The sequence below is a fragment of the Arthrobacter pullicola genome (assembly GCF_014836875.1).
Classification (GTDB): Bacteria; Actinomycetota; Actinomycetes; order Actinomycetales; family Micrococcaceae; genus Arthrobacter_B; species Arthrobacter_B pullicola.
On the sequence record NZ_JACSQC010000003.1, the window covers coordinates 82205 to 103531 of the forward strand.

Genomic DNA, 21327 nt, shown 5'->3' on the forward strand with positions numbered 1-21327 from the left:
TCCTCCGATCCCCGCAGCGAACAGCAAGCCAGCAACCAGCAAACAGCGAACAGCGAACAGCAAACAGCAAACAGCAAACAAAGGAACCGCATGGCAATCCGCCGGCTGACGCAAGCATCTCCGGCCGAAATTACCGCCCTCGCGGCAACCCTGGCCGAGGCCTTCGAGAACTACCCCTGGACCTGCTGGACCGTGGACAGTGAACGGCACGAGGCCCGTCTCGCAGCCATCCAGCGCCTCTACCTGGAGCACGTGGGACTCCCTTACGGAGAGGTATGGACGGACGACCGGCTTGAATGCGCTGCCGTCCTCGTCCAGCCAGGACCCATCGAGCTGGATCCCGGACTCCAGAAAAAATTGTCTGAACTGCACGGTGAGGCAGGGCACCGTCTGCAAACCCGCCTGCCGCAGCCGCCCCCGGCTGCCTGGACGCTGGCGACCATCGGCGTCGCTCCGGACATCCAAGGCAATGGGCTCGGCTCCGCCCTCCTGGAAGCCATGCTGCAGCACGCGGACGCGTATGGGCGCCGCATCGCCCTCGAAACATCCTCCGACCGGAACCTCGCCTTTTACCGCAGACGCAGCTTCGTGGTCTGGGCCGTAACCGAGATGCCCGACGGCGGACCAATGGTCTGGTCCATGATCAGGGAGCCTGTTTCCGGCGCGGCGGCATAAACCAGCTTCACAGGTTAAAAGAGTCAGCCTCATAAATCAGCGCCCGCCCCACAGTGTCCACGAGCCCCACCCGGCCGCAGCGGGCCCCGGTGGAACCAGGAACAGCAGAGCAAAATGCAGGAGGTCTCGACGCACCCCTCCCCGGTTGCCAGACTGAAACAGCGCCGGATTACAGAATCTGTTCCGGCCGGACGAAATATCCGGGAGGTTGCCCGTGCTCGGTCTGGAACTCCTCGTTGGCCTGGGAATAGCAATCCTCGTTTGTTCCCTTGCCGCTCCGTACCTTCGGATAGGAGCCCCTCTGCTATTGCTGGCGTGGGGCGTCCTGCTGGGTTTCGTTCCTGCCTTCCGGGAAGTCGAACTGCCTTCCGAGGTGGTGCTGCTGCTCTTCCTGCCAGCCCTTCTCTACTGGGAAAGCCTGACGACGTCGCTCCGGGAAATCCGCACCCATCAGCGGCGGATCATCCTCATGAGCACGGTCCTTGTTGTCCTAACCGCAGCAGGAGTCGCCGCCGCAGCCCATGCGTTGGGAATGCCGTGGGGGCCGGCCTGGGTCCTGGGTGCCGCCGTCGCACCCACCGACGCCACCGCCGTCGCCGCCCTGGCGAGGATTCTGCCCCACCGCAGCGTGACGCTGCTGCGCGCTGAGAGCCTGATTAATGATGGAACCGCCCTTGTGGTGTATGCCGTGGCGGTGGGGATAGTCGCGGGAGACCGGGACTATACGCCCCTCGTCGTCTCGGGCCTGCTCGTCCTGTCCTATGCAGGGGGCATAGCCGCCGGATTCCTGGTGGCCTGGGCGGGGATCCGGCTGCGCCGCCGTGTCGACGACGCGCTGCTGAGCACTGTCATCAGTTTCCTGACGCCGTTCTCCGCTTTCCTGCTCGCCGAAGAGTTCGGGGGATCGGGGGTGCTGGCCGTGGTGGTCTGCGGCCTGATCATGAGCCAGGCCGGACCGCGGATTAACTCCGCGCTGGCCCGAAGGCAGGCCCGGGCGTTCTGGTCATTTTCGACCTTCCTGCTCAACGGGGCCCTGTTCGCCCTCATCGGCATTGAACTGCACGCCGTCGTGCGGATCCTCAGCGGCGGCGAAATCGCGTTGGGCCTGCTCTGGGTCGCCGTCGTCTCCGCAGTGATCCTCGCGATTCGCTTCTCCTTCCTGTTCCTCACCAGCTTCCGCGTCCCCCTGCGGAGCAGGGCAACCACCCGAAAACTGCGCCAGGTCAGCAACCGCTCATGGGTAGTCAGCGGCGTCGCGGGATTCCGGGGCGCTGTCTCGCTAGCCGCAGCCCTGGGCGTTCCGGTCCTCACCGCCGCAGGCACCCCCTTTCCGAACCGCGGCATGATCATCTTCGTGACCGCGGGCGTGATTGTTGTGACCCTGACGGTCCAAGGCCCGCTGCTGCCCCTCGTAGCCCGCTGGGCCCGGCTGCCGCAGGACACCGCGATGGAGAAAGAACGCCAGCTGGCCGAAATCCGGACCACCGAGGACGGGCTCCTGGCTATTCCGCGGCTGGCAGCGCAGCTGGGTACGAACGGGGACGTCGTGGACCGGATCACCCGGGAACACTGGCACCATCTCGATGTCCTGCGCGCAACCGGGACCGGCACCGGCGAAACGCAGGAGTCTCCGCCTGCGGTGATGCGTCATCAACAGGACTCGGAACTGCGGCTGGCGCTGCTCGGACGCAAACGTACGGTGCTTCTGCAGCTGCGGGATGACAGGGTCATCGACGACCGGGTGCTGCGTCTCCTGGAGCTACGGCTCGACGTCGAGGAGCTGCGCCTGACCAGGCCTGACGTCGAGGAGTAAGTGCGGCGGGCGCCGATGGCGACGGCTGGGTTAGGGGAGGAGCTCCGCGCTGACATCTGCAGGAGAGATTAGGCGGTACCCCGAACGGCGTCCATGGGCAGAGATGCCCATGTGGATAAGCGCCTAAGTCGATAACTGCCTATGTTGATGAGCGCCTGTATTGATAACTGCCTGTATCGATAACTGCCTGTGTCGATAACTGTCTGTGTCGATAACTGCCTGTATCGATAACTGCCTGTGTCGATAACAGCACAGGTGGATAGGCGCGCGCATGCGGATGGGTACGGTCACAGCAGCCCGCCACGGTTGTCCTTCGCCCAGCGGTACTTCCTCAGCAGGCCTTCACGACCGGCAGCTCCTCCCACTCGGTGGTGTACCGGGGAGACGAAAACTTCCGGGACATGGTCCAATCCGGTTTCGCGCTGGAGAGGCCGGCCAGGCCCAGGCCGATGCTGGCGGCACCGTACTTGTCCGCAACCTTCCCCAGGAGTTCGCCGAGATGCCGGTGTTCATGGGCGGAGACGAATTCATCAAACACCGGTTGTGCACCGGCGTCGGACAGGCCGCTCAGCATCACTCCGGCCTTGGTGTAGGGGACCCCCTCCACGATGGAGTCCTCCAGCGCACCGACAGCGGCGCGGGTAAGCACCACGGGATCGGACGTCGGGCTTTGCAGGCGAACCGTAACGGAGGGGAATGACGCCGCCTTCTGGCTAAAGTGCGAGGTGCCGGCATAAGCGGTGAGCACCCGGGCATGCTGCCCCTCGCGTTCCAGCCGGGCCGCCGCCTGCTGGGCATAGATGCTCATCACCTGCCGCATCTCCGCCGCCGTCGTCACGGGCGCCGAAAAGCTGCGGGAGAAGATCAGCTGCTGCCGGTCTGCGCGTTCTTCCTCCAGCGGCAGGCAGGAGGTCCCGTTCAGTTCCAGAACGGTGCGCTGCAGGGTGACGGAGAAGCGGCTGCGGATCAGCGCCGGATCGGCCGCCTTCAGGTCCGCGACGCTGCGGATACCCAGCGCATGCAGGCGCTTGCCCAGCTTGGCTCCGACGCCCCAGAGACCCGTCACCGGGACGCGGGACATGATGGTCTCCACCACGTCCGGATCCATCGTGTCCAGGTTGCAGACTCCGCCCAGGTGCTTGTTCTGTTTCGCGATCCGGTTGGCAAACTTTGCCAGGGTCTTTGTGGTGCCGATGCCCACGCAGACCGGCAGGCCGGTGTGGCGGGCGACGGCGGCACGGATGTCCGCGCCCTGGGCGTCCAGTTCTGCTGCCGTGCCGGCCAGGCCCAGGAAGGATTCGTCGATGGAGTAGACCTCCTGCCAGAGCGCGTACCGGCCCAGCAGCTCCATGACCCGGGAACTGAGGTCGCCGTACAGCTCGTAATTGCTCGAACGCTGGACCAGGCCAAGCCGCGGTGCGGCGTCGGCCAGCTTGAACCACGGCTCGCCGGTCTTGATGCCCAGCGCCTTGGCCTCATCCGAGCGGGCCACCACGCAGCCGTCATTGTTGGAAAGCACCACCACCGGAATGCCTGCGAGCGCGGGATCGAACGCGCGCTCGCAGGAAACGTAGAAACTGTTGACATCCACCAGGGCAATCCGGTGCAGCTGCGCTGGAGCAGGCGCGGGCCCGGGCCAGGGAAGGGCGGGACCCGGCGTCGCAGTTTTGGGCATAACGGTGCCGGGCATGTCAGTCTCAGACATGGTGCAGGCACCGGGTCACAACGCCCCAGATCGAAAGCTCCGCCGGGTCCGGCACCGGAATGTCCTCATAGTTGGGATTCTCCGCGGCCAGGACAATGCCCCGGCCGGTGAGCCGGAGCCGGCGGACGGCCAGCTCGCCGTTCAGGACGGCGACGACGACGGCCCCGTCCCGCGGCGTGAGCGAACGGTCAACGATCAGCTCATCACCGTCGCTGATTCCGGTGCCGGTCATGGAGTCCCCGGACACCCGCACGATGTACGTCGAGGTGATGTCGCGGATCAGATGCCGGTTGAGGTCGATCCGGCCATCGAAATAGTCGCGGGACGGGCTGGGAAAGCCGGAGGCGGCATCGCCGTCGGACATGGCCTGGGACCGGGACGATGTCCCGGGAGTATTACCCGAGAACACAGGCATCCGCAGACCTCCATAGAACATACTTTCGATTCCTCCAAGGTTAGCACTGGACGGTGGCGGTGGCTGGAAAGTAGTGGCTAGGGTGCCGCCTATGGAATCGACAGCAACCTCAGGGGACATTTTCCGGCAGCTGGCAGGAGGACTTCCGCGGCCGGAGGACCTCGGCAGGCACGTCTTCATCGGCGTCGACGGAGTCGATGGAGCCGGAAAAACCATGTTCGCGGACGAACTGGCCGTTGCCCTGTCAAAGGGGCACGGTGGAGACTCCGTGAGGGTTTCCCCAGTTGTCCGGGTGTCGATTGACGGCTTCCACCGGATTCGCCGTGAACGCTACCGCCAGGGGAGAGACTCACCGGAAGGATTCTGGCAGGATTCCTACGACTATGAAGCGTTCCGCAGACTCGTTGTGGAGCCGCTGAAACCCGGAGGCTCCGGCACGTACCGCGCGGCAAGTCACGACCTTGCCACGGATGCCCTCCTCGGCGGCCCCGATCTGGCCATTTCCGTGCCGTCGGTCATCCTGATTGACGGCATCTTCCTGCACCGTCCGGAGCTGGTGCAGATATGGGATGCGTCCGTGTTCCTCCACGTGTCCTTCACCACCTCCTTTCAACGGATGGCGGAGCGCGATGGGAGCGATCCACTACCGGAAGCGGCGGCAAACCGAAGGTACATGCAGGGGCAGCTGCTGTATCTGGGAGAGTGCGCACCGCTCTTCCGTGCCACAACCGCAGTCGATAACAATGACTGGGCGGCGCCGTCGATCCTCTGGCCGGGGTGGATCGTCCAGCCGCCGGGCGGGCAGCAGGTACCGTTTAACCCATGAATGTCGAGGTGTATATCCCGCCAAAACTTGGGCGGGAGCTGGAAGAATTGGCTACGGAACAGGGTGTCCCCGTGGAAACGCTGATTCTCAACGGAGCCAGGCTGCTTCTGGAGCACCGTCACCGGCGCAACCACGTACAGTCCTGACGGCCGTAAAGGTAGTAGCATCCGGTCATCCGCGCAGACGCGGAGTGGAAGGGAACAGTCATGAGAATCACCCTCACCAGCATCTTCGTGGATGACCAGGCCAAGGCGCTGGACTTTTATACCCGGGTACTCGGCTTCGAAAAACGCTCAGACGAACCCGCCGGAGGTGCCCGCTGGCTGACGGTCGGCAATCGCGGGGAGCAGGGCGGCGTGGAACTGCTGCTGGAACCGAGCGGGCACCCGGCTGTGGCACCGTTCAAGGAAGCGCTGGTCCGTGACGGCATTCCCTTCAACTCTTTCGCGGTGGAAGATGTCCAGGCCGAGTATGACCGGCTGTCGGGACTGGGCGTGGAATTTACCCAGCCGCCTGCCCAAATGGGTCCGGTAACGACGGCTGTCTTCTCTGATACCTGCGGCAACCTCCTGCAAATCACCGCTATGAACCCCTGACGCGCGGCTGACGCACTCTTTTTACCAACCCGCTGAAACTCACCGGCAACGCGTTACTGCCGGGGATCATCGGCACCTCACGCCTTTGCGCACCCTGCTTCACGCCTCCCTGCACACCCCCATGCCTCGACCCTTGTGACTCAGCCCACGCCGCCGGCTGGTGACGATGCTCCGGCTGGGGCCGACAGTCCTGCGGGGGAGAACAGCGAGAATAGTGAGGGTACTAGTTGACAGTCCTGCATGAGACGATCCGGCACGAGGCCGCGCATGGAAGGCCCGGCGGCATGAGCCCCGGCAACCGTGCCCGCGGCTATCTGGGTGCCGTGATGTTCGCCAGCCGCTGGCTTCAGGCACCCCTGTATCTCGGACTGATCGTTGCCCAGATGCTCTACGTGGTGACCTTCATGCGTGAGCTGTGGCATCTGGCCACGCACATCACCACTCTGAATGAGGCGGAGATGATGCTGATGGTCCTGGGCCTGGTGGATGTGGTGATGGTGGCCAACCTGATCATCATGGTCACCATCGGCGGCTATGAGACCTTCGTCTCACGCCTGTCCGTGGACGGACACCCCGACCAGCCCGAGTGGCTCTCCCAGGTCAATGCAAACATCCTCAAGGTGAAGCTGGCCATGGCGATCATCGGGATCTCCTCGGTGCACCTGCTGAAGTCCTTCGTGGAAGCGCGCACCTATTTTGAGGACCCGGAGCTTGGAGCGCATGCAGGGGACGTCCTGCTGTGGCAGACCGTGATCCACATTGCCTTTATCCTCTCGGCCATGGCGCTGGCCTGGATCGACAAGCTCAGCATTGCCTCCCATGCGGCGGCAGCGGCACGCCACGGCTGAAGCCGGGGACAACCGGGGACAGCCAAGGGCACCCGGGGACGCCCGGGGACTGTCAGCGCCCGGCGTCGTAGCTGGATTCGCGCAGCGTGGAGCCACTGACGCGGTGCATGCGCTGGCGGCAGAACGGATCATAGACCGTAACGCCGATCCGGCCGGAGAAGGGATCGGCCGATTGGATGCAGGTGCACGGTGCGGACACGGGCGCTGAACCTTTCTGGGAACCGGAGATACCTATCCCCTTAATTTTTACTCTTCCGTGCCGGGGTCCGGTCGCCCAGGGAACTCCGCCCGCCCTCCGCGGAACGCCGGGAAACCGCCGATGCCCACACCCAGGTTGAGCGGCGAATGCCGGCGTCCTCCCACAGCACCTGCACTGCTTTCGCAGACCAGGTGCAGGTTTCCCCTTTCACCAGTTCGGCACAGCCCGGGAACCGGATCCATGCCCAGACGGGGATTGCGGGCAGGGACGTCGTCACCGGGGTGTGGTCAAAATCAAGTTCTTCGGGGGTCAGCCCGATGGGTTCGGCGCGCCTGGCATAGCGGGCAGCCAGCCGCCCTGCAGCCTTCTGATCCATCTTCCCAGTAGAACATACGTTCGAAGAGGGTTCGACGGCGGCGGGAGGGTTTGCCGCTGTGTTCCGGAAGGGTTTTCGGGCACAATGTTGGCCATGTGCGGACGATACGTGATGGCCAGGGCGACGTCGGACCTGGTGTCAGCCTTTGCGGCGGAGCAGGTAGTGGGGGAGGACGTTGAGCCCTCGTGGAATGTGGCGCCCACCGATGATGTGCGCATCATCACCGCCCGCCACCGGCCTGATGATCCGGACGGCACCGTGCGCCGCCTGGCGACGGCAAAATGGGGGCTGGTCCCGGTGTGGGCCAAGGATCCGAAGATCGGGGCACGGCTGATCAACGCCCGGCGGGAAACCATCCTGGAAAAACCCGCATTCCGGAAGGCCGCGGTCAAGCGGCGGGCACTGGTTCCCGCGGACGGTTACTACGAGTGGGAGAAGACGGAGGAGGGCAAGGTCCCGACGTACCTGCATCCCCCTGTTCCGGAGCCGCTGGCGTTCGCCGGATTGTATGAGTTCTGGCCCGATCCAAACCTGCCCGAGGACCATGAACACAAGTGGCTGCTCAGCGTCACGATCATCACCACGAAAGCGGCGGACGAGCTCGGGCACATCCATGACCGGACCCCGCTGGTGGTACCGCCGGACATGTACGCCGAATGGCTGGACCCTGCACTGATGGACGCGGAGGCGATTGCCCGCCTGCTGGAGGCCATTCCCGATCCGGTGCTCAGCCCGAGGGTGGTCTCCACCGAGGTGAACTCCGTCCGCAACAACGGTCCGCAGCTGATCGAACCGGCTGGATCGGAGACCTAGACGAGTGCGAGCCGGCCAAATCCTGAGAGCGGACTAACCAGCCGGGGGCCGGCCCGGCCTACCAGGCATAGTCCTCCGGGGCCGGGCGGTGGCCGGGAAAGATCTCCTCCAGTTTTGCCAGGGCATCCTGATCAAGCTCGACGTCCAAGGATGCGAGCGCGTCATCAAGCTGGCCGGAGGTCCGGGGCCCGATGATCGGAGCACTCACCGCGGGCTGGTGCAGCAGCCACGCCAGGGCCAGGATCCCCGGCTCAATCTGCAGCTGCACAGCCAGGTCCTCGTAGGCCTGGATCTGGTCCCGGTGCTTGTTGAGCAGGTTCTGGACCCGTTCCTCCGCCCGCCTGCCGCCGTCGTTCTGGGCTTTCAGGATGCCGCCGAGCAGCCCGCCCTGCAGGGGAGACCAGGGGATCAGGCCCAGGCCGTACTTCTGCACGGCCGGGATCACTTCCAGTTCGACGGTCCGCCGGAGCAGGTTGTAAATGGATTGCTCACTGATCAGTCCGTTGAACCGGCGGCGCCGGGCGCTTTCCTGCGCCTCGGCAATATGCCAGCCGGCGAAGTTGCTGCTGCCGTTGTAGATGACCTTTCCCTGGGCGACGGCGGTTTCCATGGCCTGCCAGATTTCGTCCCAGGGCGTGTTCCGGTCCACATGGTGGAACTGGTACAGATCGATGTGGTCGGTTTGCAGGCGCTTCAGGCTGGCGTCGAGGGCCTGGCGGATGTTCAGTGCCGAGAGGAAGGTGTCATTCGGGCCAGGGCCCATCGAACCGTAGAGCTTGGTGGCGATCACCGTGTCTTCGCGCCGGCCGCCGCCCCTGGCGAACCAGCGGCCCACGATCTCCTCTGTCAGCCCCTTGTTCTCCCAGCCGTAGACGTTGGCCGTGTCGAAGAAGTTGATTCCGGCTTCCCGTGCGGCGTCCATGATGGTGTGCGCGTCCAGCTCGGGGGTTTTCGGTCCGAAGTTCATGGTGCCCAGGCACAAGCGCGAAACTTGCACACCGGACCGGCCCAAATGTGTGTACTTCATGCTTCCTCGGTTTCCTCTAGTGGGATGGGCATCTTCCGCAGCGCCGGGAGGGCGGCCCGCCACCATTCTGCGCCCGGCCCGGAAGGCGAGGAAGGGCCAGCCGCAAAGCCGGCGGCACCCCGGAGGGAAGTGCTCCGGAACGCACCGCCTCCTGTAGCCTGAGAGCGCATCTTTTAAGGACCTGCCAGGAGGATTTGTGCCGGAATCGTATTACCGCCCGCTGGGTGAGGGAACGTTCGAATCAACACTCCTCACCCAGGGCGCCTGGAACGACCACGAACAGCACATGGCACCGGCAGCAGGGTTGCTGGTCCACTGCCTGGAGCAGACGGATCCCCGTCCGGATATGCGCCTGGCGCGGGTCAGCTACGAAATCCTGGGCGTCATTCCGCAGGGCACCTTCGATGTGCGGACCAAGGTTATCCGGGCCGGCCGCACGATCGAACTTCTCGAAGCCGAGCTCGTGGCCGGCGGACGCACCGCCATCCGTGCCACGGCCTGGCGCCTGGCCCTGGGCGACTCCGCCAAAGTGGCTGCCGTTGAGGATGAGCCGATGCCCGGACCGGAGGAAGCCGCCGATTTCACCGGGATGACCGCGTGGCCGGGGAAGTTCATCAACACCCTGGAATTCCGGGCGGTACCCGGCCTGCGTCCCGGCCGCGGACAGGTCTGGGTGCGCTCGCCGTTTGAAATGGTCGACGGCGAACCGACCCCGGACCTGGTCAGCCTGCTGGGACTGGTGGACGGAGCCAACGGGATCGCCGCCCGGGTGCCGCCGGGAGGGGACAGCTGGATGTTCCCCAACGTGGACCTGCAGATGCACCTGTACCGGCAGCCGGCAGGACGCTGGCTGGGACTGGATACCCGCGTCACCTTCGGAACGGATGGAATCGGCCTGACCTCCTCGGTGCTGCACGACCTGGCAGGACCTTTCGGCCGCAGCGAGCAGATCCTGACCGTCCGTCCGCTGAGCAAGGGCTAGCCGGTGGATGAATCTCCCCGGGTGCTGGACGTTTACCGCCAGCAGCAGTCCTTTGGGGCAGCAGCAGACCTGGAGTGCGCACTGAACCTGCTGACTGCGGCGCGGCACGGCGACTTTGGCCCGGCATTGCGGATCTACCGTCCGCGGCCCACGGTCGCCTTCGGCCAGCGCGACGCCCGCCTGCCGGGCTTCCCGGCCGCTGCCGATGCCTGCCGCGAACAGGGTTTCGAGCCCCTGATCCGCAAGGCCGGCGGGCGGGCCGCGGCGTACCACGAAGGCTGCCTGATCCTGGACCACATCGAACCCGAGCCCAACGCCGTCGCGCAGTCCCTGGCCCGCTTTTCCTGTTTTGCGCAGCTGCTGGCCACATCCTTGCAGGACGCCGGGGTGCCGGCAGCAGTGGGGGAAATCCCGGGGGAGTATTGCCCGGGTGAGTACACCGTGCACGGCGGGACCGGAGACACACGCATCAAGCTGGTGGGAACCGCGCAGCGTGTGGTGTCCGGAGCCTGGCTGTTCTCCTCGGTGGTGGTGGTCCGGAATGCTGATCCGCTGCGCCGCGTACTCACGTCTGTCTACGCGGCCCTGGGTCTCGACTGGGATCCCGCGACTGCAGGCGCCGCCGAGGACCTGGCGCCGGGACTCACGATGGACGATGCCGAGACAGCACTCCTGGGCGGCTATCGCAGGTATGCGGGCCTGCGTCAAGGGGATGCCTCCCTCCTGGAGGAAATCACGGGCGGACCGGGTCCTGTCCTTCCAACCATTGCCCGTTCCCCATAACATCGGGCGCGAACCGCAGAACCAGCGAACCACGTCAGCCGACACAGAACTTGTCCAGGACAACCAACCGGTCCAGGACATCCCGCCAGTCCAGCCGACAGAACAACCCAGCGGCGCCCACCGATCAGGAGGATTCCACCTTGCCTAAAAAGAGCATTGAGAACACTGCCACCCGGCTGAAAGTCATCCTGGAGACTCTGGCCGTCCAGGATCCGTCGAATCCGGGGAGGACAGGCCGCGCCGACGTGCTGCGCCAGGCCCTGGAACAGGTCCCGCTGGAAGGACCCGAAGCGGATCTCCTGGCCAGCGGAGTGGCCCGCGGAGAGCGCACGCTGGTGACTGCAACCACCAAGCTGGTCAAGGCGGGCTGGATCCTGAAGGAAGGGCGCGCAGGGTGGAGCATCACCGCCGCGGGCCGGGCCGCCCTGGCGGACTTCCCCGACGTAGAGCAGTTGCAGGCCGCGCTGGCCGGAACCAAAGCTTCGGGAGGAGCCATAACACCGGCGGAAACCCGCAGCGAGGCAGTGCTGGAGGAAGCCCTGATCGATTCCGAGGGACCCAGCGGGCAGCCGCCCCACGGATCGCATCCGGAAGACCGCTACGAAGGCCCGTCCTTCCCGCAGCCGCAGGCGGTGGCGGTGGCAGGTACCTTCGGATCCGCGCTCGGCGGCGAGGACTGGGAGCCGGCGGACCCGGCTGTCCAATTGACCTTTGACCGCAGCGACGAACTGTGGAAACTCAGTGTGGAACTCCCGGCCGGCGACTATGAATTCAAGGCTGCACTTAACGGCTCCTGGGAGGAGAACTACGGCTACGGAGCCCACTTCGACGGCGCGAACTACAGCTTCCACCACGCCGGCGGGCCCGTGACGTTCCTCTACGACCACGCCACGCACACCGTGGTCACCAAACCGGACGGAGCGTAAAGCCCGGGCGCCACGCCGCACAACACACCGGCTCAGGCGTCCCGGTCCCTGCGCTTGATCGGATCCACCAACACACCGGCGGGTTCACGGACCCACCAGACATGTTCGGCGCGCAGTTCCTGTGGGGTGGAGAACCGGTACCGGAAAACGCGGGCCCGGACCCAGCGCGGCGGCTGACCGTCGAACGGGTCCTCCCGGAGAAGCTTCAGCGTCCGCGGATCGGCAGCCAGCAGCCGCTGCAGCAGCACCGGGAACCAGTTCCCGCCGGATGAGCCCAGGGCCAGGAACCACATCAGCCAGTCCAGCCGCAGGTGATAGGGGGCGAACTGGCGCGGCAGCCGTGCCGGGTCGCCGGGCTTTCCGTGGAAGCCGTACTCCCGCCAGCGGGCGTCCGGCCCGGGCTCGTCCATGGTCCCCTCAATGACCACTTCGTTCCGACGCCGGGTAATGCTGCCAAAGGCGCCATAAGCATTGGAAAGGTGCCAGCGGTTGAAGGACGCGTTCATCAACTGGTCCCGGCTGAACAGGTTCCGCAGCGGCTCCCAGGCCCAATAGAGCATGACCGCCGTCATCAGCAGCACCACCGCCACAAACCACAGCGGCGTGCTGCCCGGGTCCGGTGACCCGAAGGCCGCCCACGGCAGGACTGCCCGCACGGCTGCATCATCCACGGCGCTGAAGGCCACCAGGATGGTCAGGACGTTGAGCCAGGCGAAGTTGCCGGAAAGCACCAGCCACAGCTGTGTGAGGATCACCAGGCCGGCCGCGATGGAAGCCACCGGCTGTGGAAAGAAGAGGAAAAACGGAACAACCAGCTGGGCGAAATGGTTGCCGAGTACCTCGGCTTTGTGGAGCGGTTTGGGCAGATGGTGGAAAAACCAGCTGGCCGGGTTGGGCATCGGCTGGGTCTCATGGTGGTAGTACAGTGCGGTCAGGTCCCGCCACACCCGGTCCCCGCGCATCTTGATCAGCCCCGCGCCGAACTCCAGCCGGAACACCAGCCAGCGGAACAGGAACAGCACGGTGACCGGAGGCGCAACCTCGTTGGAGCCCAGGAAGGCCGCCAGGAAACCGGCCTCGAGGAGCAGGGACTCCCAGCCGAAGGCGTAGAACACCTGGCCGACGTTCACGATCGAAAGGTAGAGGAACCAGATCAGGCCGAACACCAGCAGGGGCACCCACGGCGGGCCCTGCTGCGGCAGCCCTGCCACCAGAAGGGCGGAGGCCACGGCACCGGTCCAGGCCACCACCCGCAGGAGCCGGTCCGAATAATGCAGCCGGAAGAGGGTGGGAATCCTCCGGCCGGCGGATCGTTCCAGGTACCGCGGTGCCGGCAGCAGGCCATGCTCGCCCAGCAGGGGCGGGAACTGGGCGGCGGCGTTGAGGAACGCGAGCAGGAACACGGCCGCAATACCGCGCTGCAGCACCTGCCGCGCCAGCTCATATCCCTCTGCACTGAAATATTCCATGGCGCCACCACCCTAGCCCCGAAGCTCCTAAGCTGGGACTGGTGGCAAAAAACTCTCCAGCTAGGCGGAGGTATCGAAATGTCCGCCCCGCGCGTCCTGGCACTGGTGGTCGCGCACCCCGACGACGATGCTTATGGGCTCGCCGGAACGGTGGCGCTCCATGAATATGATCCCGGGTTCCGCTTTATTCTGGTCCATGCAACCGACGGCGGCGCCGGGCAGGTGGATCCTGCCTACCCGCCGCTGCACGAGCCGCTCGGCAGGATCCGGCGGCGGGAAATGGACGCGGCGTGGACGGCGCACGGCCGTCCACCGGACCGGCACGAGTGGCTGGAGTACGACGACGGTGAACTTGCCGGGGTTCCCCGGACGGAACTCGTCGACCGGATCGGCGGGATCCTCGCCGAGGAGCGGCCCGACGTTGTCGCCACCTTTGGCCCCGACGGGCTGACCGGCCACCCGGACCATATTGCCGTGGGCGCCGCGACCGACGTGGCGTTTGCGGATCTGCGGAACGACGGCGGTCCTGGCCTCCTGCGGCTGGTGCACGGTGCTCTTCGCCGGTCCACCTGGGAGCGCTGGAACCGCGGACGCATCCTCCACGGCCTGGATCCCTGGGACGCCGGCCGGATGTATGACCTGCATCCGGTGCCGGATGAGCAGATAGGCATCGAAGTGGACGTCAGCACCGTGGCCCACCGGGTGGTTGCCGGACTTCTGGAGCACCGGACCCAGCGCCATGTTGTCTCTCCCGGCGTCCCGCCTGACGCGGAGGAAGACGCCCGGTGGACACGCGCCGTCGGCGCCGAAGCGCTGGTCATTGCCTGGCCGCCCAGACCGGCGGCGGCAGCTGTGCTGGGCGACGTATTTGAAGGCCTGCCTGGCCTGCGGTAAAGCTGGGCTGAGGTGACCCGGCAGCCGGTAACCCGGTCTTGGTAACCCAGTAGCCCGTAAACCCGGTCTTGGTAAATCCGGCAGCCCGCCGTCCGGGGCACCTAGGGATGACCGGTGCCCGGGGCGACTCCCGGGTTTATCATCGAGGGGCACGGCAAGGCACGGCACGGCACGGCAAGGCAAAGGAGTGCCACCATGTTCGACTACGGCAGCGCGTTTCACGGAGTCGGCCTGGCGGACAGGGCTGCCGCCCGCCGCTTCGCGTTGACCGCCGGATTTCGGGACCCTGCGGGGAATTTCCTGATGACGCCGGAACGGAACTAGAACGTTTCGTGGCTGGCTGGCGGGATGCCTTCGGGCACGCAGGCAGGCCGTACCGGCGGGCGCTGGGCGCGGCGGCCGCGGCCGGATCCGCCGCGGGTCTTTATCTCCGGGTTCTCCAGCACCGCAGGCAGCAGCGCGTCATGCCCCCGCCGGGACACAGGATGCCCGGCGACTCGGTGCTTTCCGGCTCGGTCCGCCAGCGCACGCGCAGCATCCTGATTTCCGCTTCCGCACCGGAGATCTGGTCCTTCCTGAACCTGGTGGACCACGGTCGAGCCGGCTGGTACCTCCTGGACCGGCTCAGTCTCCCGGATTCCAGTCTCCCGGATCCCAATGTCCTTGATTCCAATGTCCCGGATGTTGCCCTCCCGGACTTCCGGGTGCCGGGCAGGTTTACTCCGCTGCGGACTTTGGGCACCGGGGAGAACCCGGGGAAGGACATCGGAGACGACATCGGTGACCTGCTGGCCACCGGCGCCGGGCACCGGCTGCGGATCAAGGAAGTCCAACCGAACGAATGGATGCTGTGGGCCGACGGCGACGGCCGGTCCACCTGGCTCTGGCTGCTGCAGCCGGTCCGCAGCGGGCAGACGAGGCTGGTGGTGCGTGGCCGGTTCCGGTACGGGCTGCGGCCGGGCGGCCTGGCGGGCCTGCCACTCGACGCGGTGGATTGGGCTACCCTGCGCCGCTGCCTGATTGGGATCAGAGACCGGGCGGTGCTTTGGTCTGCGACCCGGCCCGGGCAACGCTGACGGGGTGGTGAGGTGGACCGTGGCGGTGTGCGGGGCGCAGACCGGTTGGGGGCCGCCTGATTATTGGTCCTCTCCAGAATTTTGGTCTGGTGGCACCGGGCCGGCTGGTACGTTTGATCGATGGATTTCACATCCACCACGGCCCTGCTCGCTGGTCCCCGCGGCCGCGGGCTCTGCCTTGAACTGGCTAGGATCACAGCGCCCCGGCGTCCCGGCGAATCCTACGGAAGCACGGTGCTGCCGGCTCCGGGTCTGTCCCGTGAAAGTGAGCAGGTGCTGCGGATCCTGGCGGGTATCCCGGATCGGCCTGTCTTCAGCGGCTCGGACCTGCACCGCAGCCTGGCCCGGATTGTCCGGCAGGCAGTGTACTGGCAGCCCCCGGATGAAACGGCGCAGCTGCTGACTGAAGCCGAACCGTGCCGGGCGCTGCTTCAGGTGGCCGCCGCCGTCGTGCGTTCGCCGGCCGCCGCCTGGTGGAGCGATCCTGCCGCTCCGGTGACCCACTGCGTGCAGTGGGTACAAACCAGTACCGTTCCCGGAACCCCGCCTCCTGCACTGGACGACGCCGGACCCGCCCTCGCCCGGTGGCGGTCGGGCATCACGGCACAGGAGTCCAATACGCCGTTCTCCACGGGGTGGACCGGCCGCTGGTGGTCCTCGCCCACCTTGTCCGGCCTGGTCAGCAGCACGCCGGCCGTGCCAGGCAACGGTCCGGCCGGCCTGGAGCTGGTGGAAGACGCCTTGGGATGGACGCTTGCCCGCTCGTATCCGGTGCGTCCGGCACCCGGTGCCCGCATCTGCGAGATCCGTGGTCCCGGTGACTGGCAGGACCTCGCAGTGCGCTATCCGCTGGAGGTCACCCGGTCGCGGGGCAGCACCTGGAATCTGGCGGTTCCGCAGACCGGAGACTGGACCTGGGTGATACCGGACTTCACCGCCGTGGCTGATGAGTACGACGCCGTGCACCTGACCGTCATCGGCTACCTCAGCACCGCCGGGGCGGTTTTGGCCGCCGGTGAAGCGAAAACCATGTTGGCGGGGTGGGGGCCGGGCGAAACCTGGTGGCTGAACGACGTGCTGGCACCCGCCGGCGAGCCAACGAACTGGCAGAGAGCCAGCGCACCGCACACCACACCCCGGCCCGGGTCCGCGGCCGATGACCCTTTCGCGGCCGGGCTCGACGGCGTGTGCTGGCAGGTGCAGGCCCGGCAATAATTACCGGAAGCGTGTACCGGAAGTTAATAGCCAGGCAGCAAACCTGAAGGCGCTGCTTCCGAAGCCGGAAACAGCGCCTTCAATAAAACCCTTCAGGGCTTAGTGACCCCGGGCGATCCATTCGTCCAGATGCGGGGCCTCGGCACCGATCGACGTCGAATCCCCGTGTCCGGTGTTCACGATGGTCTCCGCGGGCAGGGTGAGCAGCCGTTCGCGGATCGAGTCGATAATGGTGCCGAAATCGCTGTAGGAGCGGCCGGTGGCACCGGGACCGCCGTTGAACAGTGTGTCGCCGGAGAACAGCACCGGAGAGCTGCCTTCTTCGTCTTCCAGCAGGAAGCAGACCGAGCCGGGGGAGTGCCCGGGGGTGTGCAGTGCTTCGAGCGTGGCGCCGGCAATCTCGAATGTGTCTTCGTCTTCGATCACGTCATCCGGAGCCTCATCCGGGAACACGGCGTCCCAGAGCATCCGGTCTGCTTCGTGCAGGAGCACCGGAGCACTGAACCGGTCCCGGGCCTCGGCGACGGCACGGATGTGGTCGTCATGGCCGTGCGTGAGCAGGATGCCCATGACTTCCCGGTCGCCGACGGCGGCCGCAATGGCGTCGACGTCGTGGGCCGGGTCGATGATGATGACTTCGAGGTCATCACCGACGATCCAGACGTTGTTGTCCACGTCCCAGGTTCCGCCGTCGAGGCTGAAGGTGCCGGAGGTGACTACCTTGTCGATGCGCGCCGCCATCAGAGCTCCACCACCGAACGCAGGACCTTGCCGTCGTGCATCTTGGTGAAGGCTTCCTCGATGTCGCCCAGGCCGATCCGCTCGGACACGAACGCGTCCAGGTCCAGCCGGCCCAGCTTGTACTGCTCCACCAGCATCGGGAAGTCACGCGAGGGCAGGCAATCGCCGTACCAGGAGGATTTCAGCGATCCGCCGCGGCCGAACACGTCGGCGAGCGGCAGGTCGATCTGCATGTCCGGGGTGGGCACGCCCACCAGGACCACGCGGCCGGCGAGGTCGCGGGCGTAGAAAGCCTGCTTGTAGGTTTCCGGACGGCCCACGGCTTCGATGACGACGTCGGCGCCGTTGCCGCCGGTGAGCGCACGGATGGCCTCCACCGGATCCTCTTCGCGGGAGTTGATGCCGTGGGTGGCGCCCAGGGACAGGGCCAGGTCAACCTTCGCCGGGTCAATGTCCACGGCGATGATGGTGGTGGCGCCGGCGAGCTTGGCACCGGCGATGGCAGCGATGCCGACGCCGCCGCAGCCAATCACGGCCACGGATTCCCCGCGCTGGACCTCACCGGTGTTGATGGCGGCGCCAATGCCGGCCATCACGCCGCAGCCGAGCAGGCCCACCGCAGCGGGATCGACGTCGTCGTCCACCTTGGTGCACTGGCCGGCGGCTACGAGTGTCTTCTCGGCGAACGCTCCGATGCCCAGGGCGGGGGAGAGCTCCGTGCCGTCTTCCAGCGTCATCTTCTGGGTGGCGTTGTGGGTGTTGAAGCAGTACTGCGGCTGGCCCTTGCGGCAGGCGCGGCACTCGCCGCAGACAGCGCGCCAGTTCAGGATCACACGGTCGCCGGGAGCGACTTCGGTGACATCGGGGCCGACGGCGGAGACGATGCCGGTGGCTTCGTGTCCGAGGAGGAAGGGGTAGTCGTCGCTGATGCCACCCTGCTTGTAATGCAGGTCGGTGTGGCAGACGCCGCAGGTGAGGATGTCCACCAGGGCCTCGCCGGGGCCGGGATCCGGGACGAGGATCGTCTCCAGCGTGACGGGGGCGTTCTTTTCCTTGACGACTACCGCTTGGACCTTGTGAACCATGGGGAAGGACTGCCTCTCGGGAGATTACTCAGGGCACCCCGCAGCTATGGGGGCATCTCCATCCTAGGGAGGGCGCCGCCGGGAGTCACTTTTGGTGCTCCCGGCGGCGGCCTGCGCCAGTGCAGGTCGGAGCCAGAACACCCTGGGCCCAACAGGCGCTGGTCAGTTCAGTCAGAGACCCAGACGGGACTTAACCTCGGCGGCGGAAGGGTTCGTTGCCGAAGAACCATCCGGGAAGATCACGGTTGGCACGGTCTGGTTGCCGCCGTTCAGGGATTCCACCAGGTCCGCGGTGCCTTCAACGTCCTCGATATTGACCTCCGTGTAGCCGATGCCCTGGGAATCGAGCTGCGACTTCAGACGCCGGCAGTAGCCGCACCAGGTGGTCGAGAACATGGTGATGGTCCCGGCCTCGGGGGTAAACGCTTCGGCAGTTGCGGGCATTGGGAACTCCTTGCTGGATCGTTTGAGCTGGATCGTGCTTGCTGCTGGTTACTGCTTGGTTCTGCTGCCATGGGAACATCCGCGCGGGGCTTTCCATTCCCGGAGGCATCTATTCCAGGGAATGGAAAGCCCCGGAACTGCGGAACCAGGCCCGAAATTCACCTCCCGTTAAACCAGCGTCCGCCTTCAGGCCGCCTGGGGCTGCCAGCGTGGGCCGCGCAAGCACCCCACCGGAGGAAGACCAGAGATGACTGAGCAGATGAACCCTGATTCCCGCGCCGCGTTTGTTTCGGGCCCGCGCCCTGCCAAGAAGAGGTTCCTGCCCATGCTCGGGCACACCCGCGGAAAGCGCAGTGCGGTCACCTGCGCCTTGAAATGTGACAATGCCTGCAGCAAGGCGGTCTGCAACACCTCCTCCAACAGCTACTTCCGGGACATCGTTTCGGCTGAACTCTCCCGGCGTTCGGCGCTGGGTGCCGGCGCGGCCGGAATCCTGGGTGCTGCAGTGCTGACCCTTGGTGGTGAGCTCCCCGCAGCGGCAGCTGACCCCGGCCGCGGCAGTTCCAAGCCGGGCCGGCTGGCGTTTACGCCGATAGCACCGGTGGATGCCGCCGTCGACAGTCTGGATGTCCCCGGAGGCTACGGCTGGGAACCGCTGCTGCGCTGGGGCGACCCGCTCTTTGCCGACTCGCCCGAGTTCGACTTCGACGCGCAGAGCGCAGCGGCCCAGGCCCGCCAATTCGGGTACAACAACGACTACCTGGAGATCCTCCGCCAGCCCAACGGCAAAAAAGGACTGCTGGTCTGCAACCACGAGTACGTCAATCCGCAGATCATGTTCCCGGCAGCTCCGGCTACGGCGGCCGAGGAGGCGCAGCGGCGCGGCATTTTCCGCAACGCCGTCGGCCTCTCCGTGGTGGAACTGGAACGCAGTTCACGCGGGACGCCCTGGTCCTATGTCCGCGGTGCCCGCCTGAACCGGCGCATCACCCTGGACACGGTCTTCGAGCTCACCGGGCCTGCCGCCGGCTCGGACCTGCTGAAGACCGCCGCGGATCCGCAGGGCCGGTACGTGCTGGGAACCCTGGGTAACTGCGCCGGCGGGAGCACGCCGTGGGGGACGGTTCTCTCCGGGGAGGAAAACTTCAACGGCTTCTTCCGGACCGGCGGGACCAGTCCTGAAGACCGCCGCTACGGCCTTGGCAGTGATCCCACGGCCATGGGGTGGGAGCAGGAGGACCCGCGGTTTGACGCCCGCACAGGGCAGACCAGGAACGAGCCAAACCGTTTTGGGTACATCGTGGAACTGGATCCCGAGGATCCGGAATCAATCCCGCGCAAGCACACCAGCCTGGGCCGGTTCAAGCATGAGGGCGCCAACGTCATCATCGCCCGGAACGGCAAAGCGGTGGCATATTCCGGCGACGACGAGAGGTTCGACTATCTGTATAAGTTCGTCTCGAAGAGCAAGTACCGGAAGAACAACAAGCGGCACAATATGACCCTGCTGACCGAGGGCGACCTGTACGTTGCCCGGTTCACCGGGAGTTCGCCGGCAGCCGAGATCGACGGCTCCGGGAGCGTTCCGGCCGACGGCGGTTTCGACGGCCGAGGCACCTGGCTCCCGTTGGTAGAGCATGGCAAGTCGGCCGTCGCAGGCATGAGTGTGGAAGAGGTGCTGGTTTACACCCGGCTGGCAGCTGACAAGGCCGGGGCCACCAAGATGGACCGCTGTGAGGACGTCGAACCGAATCCCGCCACCGGACGCGTGTACGTGGCCTGCACCAACAACTCCAACCGCGGCACCGGCACCAACGCACCGGCAGATGAAGCCAACCCGCGGAGGGAAAACCGTGACGGGCACATCGTGGAGATCACGGAGGACCGTTCCGATGCCACGGCCACGACGTTCAGCTGGAACCTGCTGATGCTCTGCGGTGATCCGGCGCAGGGAGATCCCACGTACTTCTCCGGCTACCCACAGGAAAAGGTGAGCCCCATTTCCTGCCCGGACAACTTGGCCTTCGACACTGCCGGCAACCTCTGGATCTCCACCGATGGTGCGCCGTCGGGCATTGGCTACAACGACGGCCTGTTCAAGGTGGCGCTGGACGGACGCGACCGCGGCAAGGTGGAGCAGTTCCTCTCCGTGCCGCGTGACGGCGAAACGTGCGGACCGGTGATCCATGACGAGGAATCCATGGTGTTCGTCGCCGTGCAGCACCCTGGGGAGGACGGCAGCTACGGTGCCCACACCTCCTATTTCCCCGATTACGTGCCCGACGGCGCGGTGCCGGCTGCGGGGACCGTTCGGGCACCCCGGCCCTCCGTCGTCCAGGTATTCCGTCAGGAGACTAAGCCCGGGAACGGGAACGGCGGGAACGGGAAGCCCGGAAAACCCGGAAAGTAGGCTGCTGGA

The 21327-nt window shown here is 65.9% G+C and carries 23 protein-coding genes; 14 read left to right on the forward strand and 9 right to left on the reverse strand.

Features of this window, described 5'->3' with window-relative positions:
• Positions 1 to 90: 90 nt before the first annotated feature.
• Positions 91 to 675 carry a GNAT family N-acetyltransferase gene (locus tag H9638_RS06655; RefSeq protein WP_191746444.1) on the forward strand — a complete coding sequence of 195 codons (585 nt, stop codon included), beginning with the start codon at positions 91 to 93 and terminating at the stop codon, positions 673 to 675.
• Between the two features lie 214 nt (positions 676 to 889).
• Complete coding sequence (locus H9638_RS06660) at positions 890 to 2488, forward strand: Na+/H+ antiporter (protein ID WP_191746445.1); 1599 nt, start codon at positions 890 to 892, stop codon at positions 2486 to 2488.
• A gap of 331 nt (positions 2489 to 2819) precedes the next feature.
• On the opposite strand, the gene H9638_RS06665 is transcribed toward H9638_RS06660, so the two are convergent.
• Positions 2820 to 4097, reverse strand: a complete 1278-nt coding sequence (locus tag H9638_RS06665) for a Y-family DNA polymerase (protein ID WP_225217161.1) — start codon at positions 4095 to 4097, stop codon at positions 2820 to 2822.
• A gap of 88 nt (positions 4098 to 4185) precedes the next feature.
• Positions 4186 to 4557 carry a LexA family protein gene (locus tag H9638_RS06670; RefSeq protein ID WP_225217162.1) on the reverse strand — a complete coding sequence of 124 codons (372 nt, stop codon included), beginning with the start codon at positions 4555 to 4557 and terminating at the stop codon, positions 4186 to 4188.
• A gap of 142 nt (positions 4558 to 4699) precedes the next feature.
• Here H9638_RS06670 and H9638_RS06675 point away from each other — a divergent pair, with 142 nt between their 5' ends.
• From H9638_RS06675 to H9638_RS06685, 3 genes are all read left to right on the forward strand, one after another.
• Entirely contained in the window at positions 4700 to 5434 is a 735-nt protein-coding gene (locus H9638_RS06675; protein WP_191746447.1) for a nucleoside/nucleotide kinase family protein, read from the forward strand.
• 206 nt (positions 5435 to 5640) lie between these two features.
• The gene (locus tag H9638_RS06680; RefSeq protein WP_191746448.1) at positions 5641 to 6030 is read left to right on the forward strand and encodes a VOC family protein; all 390 of its coding nucleotides are present in this window, start codon (positions 5641 to 5643) and stop codon (positions 6028 to 6030) included.
• A gap of 284 nt (positions 6031 to 6314) precedes the next feature.
• Positions 6315 to 6878 (forward strand): TIGR00645 family protein, encoded by a 564-nt coding sequence (locus H9638_RS06685; RefSeq protein ID WP_191746449.1) that lies wholly within the window; start codon positions 6315 to 6317, stop codon positions 6876 to 6878.
• 52 nt (positions 6879 to 6930) lie between these two features.
• Here H9638_RS06685 and H9638_RS06690 read toward each other — a convergent pair whose 3' ends face one another.
• Positions 6931 to 7077 carry a hypothetical protein gene (locus H9638_RS06690; protein WP_191746450.1) on the reverse strand — a complete coding sequence of 49 codons (147 nt, stop codon included), beginning with the start codon at positions 7075 to 7077 and terminating at the stop codon, positions 6931 to 6933.
• A gap of 40 nt (positions 7078 to 7117) precedes the next feature.
• Positions 7118 to 7453 carry a hypothetical protein gene (locus tag H9638_RS06695; protein ID WP_191746451.1) on the reverse strand — a complete coding sequence of 112 codons (336 nt, stop codon included), beginning with the start codon at positions 7451 to 7453 and terminating at the stop codon, positions 7118 to 7120.
• Positions 7454 to 7546: 93 nt separating this feature from the next.
• Between H9638_RS06695 and H9638_RS06700 the strand changes: the two genes are divergently transcribed.
• Positions 7547 to 8266: an SOS response-associated peptidase gene (locus H9638_RS06700; RefSeq protein WP_191746452.1), complete on the forward strand. Its 720-nt coding sequence runs from the start codon at positions 7547 to 7549 to the stop codon at positions 8264 to 8266.
• A 58-nt stretch (positions 8267 to 8324) separates the two neighbouring features.
• Here the strand turns inward: H9638_RS06700 and H9638_RS06705 are convergent, their stop codons facing one another.
• On the reverse strand, positions 8325 to 9293 hold the full coding sequence (locus H9638_RS06705; protein ID WP_191746453.1) for an aldo/keto reductase: 969 nt from the start codon (positions 9291 to 9293) through the stop codon (positions 8325 to 8327).
• Positions 9294 to 9489: 196 nt separating this feature from the next.
• Here H9638_RS06705 and H9638_RS06710 point away from each other — a divergent pair, with 196 nt between their 5' ends.
• The 3 genes from H9638_RS06710 (at position 9490) to H9638_RS06720 (ending at position 11984) form a co-directional block, all read left to right on the forward strand.
• Positions 9490 to 10275, forward strand: coding sequence for a thioesterase family protein (locus H9638_RS06710; RefSeq protein WP_191746454.1), 786 nt, complete (start codon positions 9490 to 9492; stop codon positions 10273 to 10275).
• A 3-nt stretch (positions 10276 to 10278) separates the two neighbouring features.
• Positions 10279 to 11058: a lipoate--protein ligase family protein gene (locus tag H9638_RS06715; protein WP_318241805.1), complete on the forward strand. Its 780-nt coding sequence runs from the start codon at positions 10279 to 10281 to the stop codon at positions 11056 to 11058.
• Between the two features lie 140 nt (positions 11059 to 11198).
• On the forward strand, positions 11199 to 11984 hold the full coding sequence (locus H9638_RS06720; protein WP_191746455.1) for a pullulanase X25 domain-containing protein: 786 nt from the start codon (positions 11199 to 11201) through the stop codon (positions 11982 to 11984).
• 32 nt (positions 11985 to 12016) lie between these two features.
• On the opposite strand, the gene H9638_RS06725 is transcribed toward H9638_RS06720, so the two are convergent.
• Positions 12017 to 13453 carry a lipase maturation factor family protein gene (locus tag H9638_RS06725; protein WP_191746456.1) on the reverse strand — a complete coding sequence of 479 codons (1437 nt, stop codon included), beginning with the start codon at positions 13451 to 13453 and terminating at the stop codon, positions 12017 to 12019.
• A 78-nt stretch (positions 13454 to 13531) separates the two neighbouring features.
• On the opposite strand from H9638_RS06725, the gene H9638_RS06730 reads away from it, so the two are divergent.
• From H9638_RS06730 to H9638_RS06740, 4 genes are all read left to right on the forward strand, one after another.
• A complete protein-coding gene (locus H9638_RS06730; protein WP_191746457.1) occupies positions 13532 to 14347 on the forward strand; it encodes a PIG-L deacetylase family protein in 816 nt (271 codons plus the stop codon).
• 195 nt (positions 14348 to 14542) lie between these two features.
• Positions 14543 to 14671 carry a hypothetical protein gene (locus tag H9638_RS16950; protein ID WP_263599455.1) on the forward strand — a complete coding sequence of 43 codons (129 nt, stop codon included), beginning with the start codon at positions 14543 to 14545 and terminating at the stop codon, positions 14669 to 14671.
• Positions 14672 to 14832: 161 nt separating this feature from the next.
• Positions 14833 to 15423, forward strand: a complete 591-nt coding sequence (locus tag H9638_RS06735; RefSeq protein ID WP_191746458.1) for a hypothetical protein — start codon at positions 14833 to 14835, stop codon at positions 15421 to 15423.
• 120 nt (positions 15424 to 15543) lie between these two features.
• On the forward strand, positions 15544 to 16638 hold the full coding sequence (locus H9638_RS06740) for a serine/threonine-protein kinase (RefSeq protein WP_191746459.1): 1095 nt from the start codon (positions 15544 to 15546) through the stop codon (positions 16636 to 16638).
• Between the two features lie 99 nt (positions 16639 to 16737).
• Here H9638_RS06740 and H9638_RS06745 read toward each other — a convergent pair whose 3' ends face one another.
• The 3 genes from H9638_RS06745 to H9638_RS06755 all read right to left on the reverse strand — a co-directional run bounded on the left by H9638_RS06745 (position 16738) and on the right by H9638_RS06755 (position 18908).
• Positions 16738 to 17379 (reverse strand): MBL fold metallo-hydrolase, encoded by a 642-nt coding sequence (locus H9638_RS06745; RefSeq protein WP_191746460.1) that lies wholly within the window; start codon positions 17377 to 17379, stop codon positions 16738 to 16740.
• Positions 17379 to 18464 carry an S-(hydroxymethyl)mycothiol dehydrogenase gene (locus H9638_RS06750; protein WP_191746461.1) on the reverse strand — a complete coding sequence of 362 codons (1086 nt, stop codon included), beginning with the start codon at positions 18462 to 18464 and terminating at the stop codon, positions 17379 to 17381. Before H9638_RS06750 ends, H9638_RS06745 begins: the two co-directional genes overlap by 1 nt.
• A 171-nt stretch (positions 18465 to 18635) precedes the next feature.
• Positions 18636 to 18908: a mycoredoxin gene (locus tag H9638_RS06755; protein WP_066297394.1), complete on the reverse strand. Its 273-nt coding sequence runs from the start codon at positions 18906 to 18908 to the stop codon at positions 18636 to 18638.
• 259 nt (positions 18909 to 19167) lie between these two features.
• Between H9638_RS06755 and H9638_RS06760 the strand changes: the two genes are divergently transcribed.
• Positions 19168 to 21318, forward strand: coding sequence for a PhoX family protein (locus H9638_RS06760; protein ID WP_191746815.1), 2151 nt, complete (start codon positions 19168 to 19170; stop codon positions 21316 to 21318).
• Positions 21319 to 21327 lie beyond the last annotated feature (9 nt).

What these genes read in the sequence shown, in the direction of transcription:
- H9638_RS06655 (WP_191746444.1), top strand. Translation starts at nt 91, where the DNA reads ATGGCAATCCGCCGGCTGACGCAAGCATCTCCGGCCGAAATTACCGCC.
- H9638_RS06670 (WP_225217162.1), bottom strand. Translation starts at nt 4,557, where the DNA reads ATGTCCGACGGCGATGCCGCCTCCGGCTTTCCCAGCCCGTCCCGCGAC.
- H9638_RS06675 (WP_191746447.1), top strand. Translation starts at nt 4,700, where the DNA reads ATGGAATCGACAGCAACCTCAGGGGACATTTTCCGGCAGCTGGCAGGA.
- H9638_RS06680 (WP_191746448.1), top strand. Translation starts at nt 5,641, where the DNA reads ATGAGAATCACCCTCACCAGCATCTTCGTGGATGACCAGGCCAAGGCG.
- H9638_RS06685 (WP_191746449.1), top strand. Translation starts at nt 6,315, where the DNA reads ATGAGCCCCGGCAACCGTGCCCGCGGCTATCTGGGTGCCGTGATGTTC.
- H9638_RS06695 (WP_191746451.1), bottom strand. Translation starts at nt 7,453, where the DNA reads ATGGATCAGAAGGCTGCAGGGCGGCTGGCTGCCCGCTATGCCAGGCGC.
- H9638_RS06700 (WP_191746452.1), top strand. Translation starts at nt 7,547, where the DNA reads ATGTGCGGACGATACGTGATGGCCAGGGCGACGTCGGACCTGGTGTCA.
- H9638_RS06705 (WP_191746453.1), bottom strand. Translation starts at nt 9,293, where the DNA reads ATGAAGTACACACATTTGGGCCGGTCCGGTGTGCAAGTTTCGCGCTTG.
- H9638_RS06725 (WP_191746456.1), bottom strand. Translation starts at nt 13,453, where the DNA reads ATGGAATATTTCAGTGCAGAGGGATATGAGCTGGCGCGGCAGGTGCTG.
- H9638_RS06730 (WP_191746457.1), top strand. Translation starts at nt 13,532, where the DNA reads ATGTCCGCCCCGCGCGTCCTGGCACTGGTGGTCGCGCACCCCGACGAC.
- H9638_RS16950 (WP_263599455.1), top strand. Translation starts at nt 14,543, where the DNA reads ATGTTCGACTACGGCAGCGCGTTTCACGGAGTCGGCCTGGCGGACAGG.
- H9638_RS06735 (WP_191746458.1), top strand. Translation starts at nt 14,833, where the DNA reads ATGCCCGGCGACTCGGTGCTTTCCGGCTCGGTCCGCCAGCGCACGCGC.
- H9638_RS06740 (WP_191746459.1), top strand. Translation starts at nt 15,544, where the DNA reads ATGGATTTCACATCCACCACGGCCCTGCTCGCTGGTCCCCGCGGCCGC.
- H9638_RS06745 (WP_191746460.1), bottom strand. Translation starts at nt 17,379, where the DNA reads ATGGCGGCGCGCATCGACAAGGTAGTCACCTCCGGCACCTTCAGCCTC.
- H9638_RS06750 (WP_191746461.1), bottom strand. Translation starts at nt 18,464, where the DNA reads ATGGTTCACAAGGTCCAAGCGGTAGTCGTCAAGGAAAAGAACGCCCCC.
- H9638_RS06755 (WP_066297394.1), bottom strand. Translation starts at nt 18,908, where the DNA reads ATGCCCGCAACTGCCGAAGCGTTTACCCCCGAGGCCGGGACCATCACC.
- H9638_RS06760 (WP_191746815.1), top strand. Translation starts at nt 19,168, where the DNA reads ATGAACCCTGATTCCCGCGCCGCGTTTGTTTCGGGCCCGCGCCCTGCC.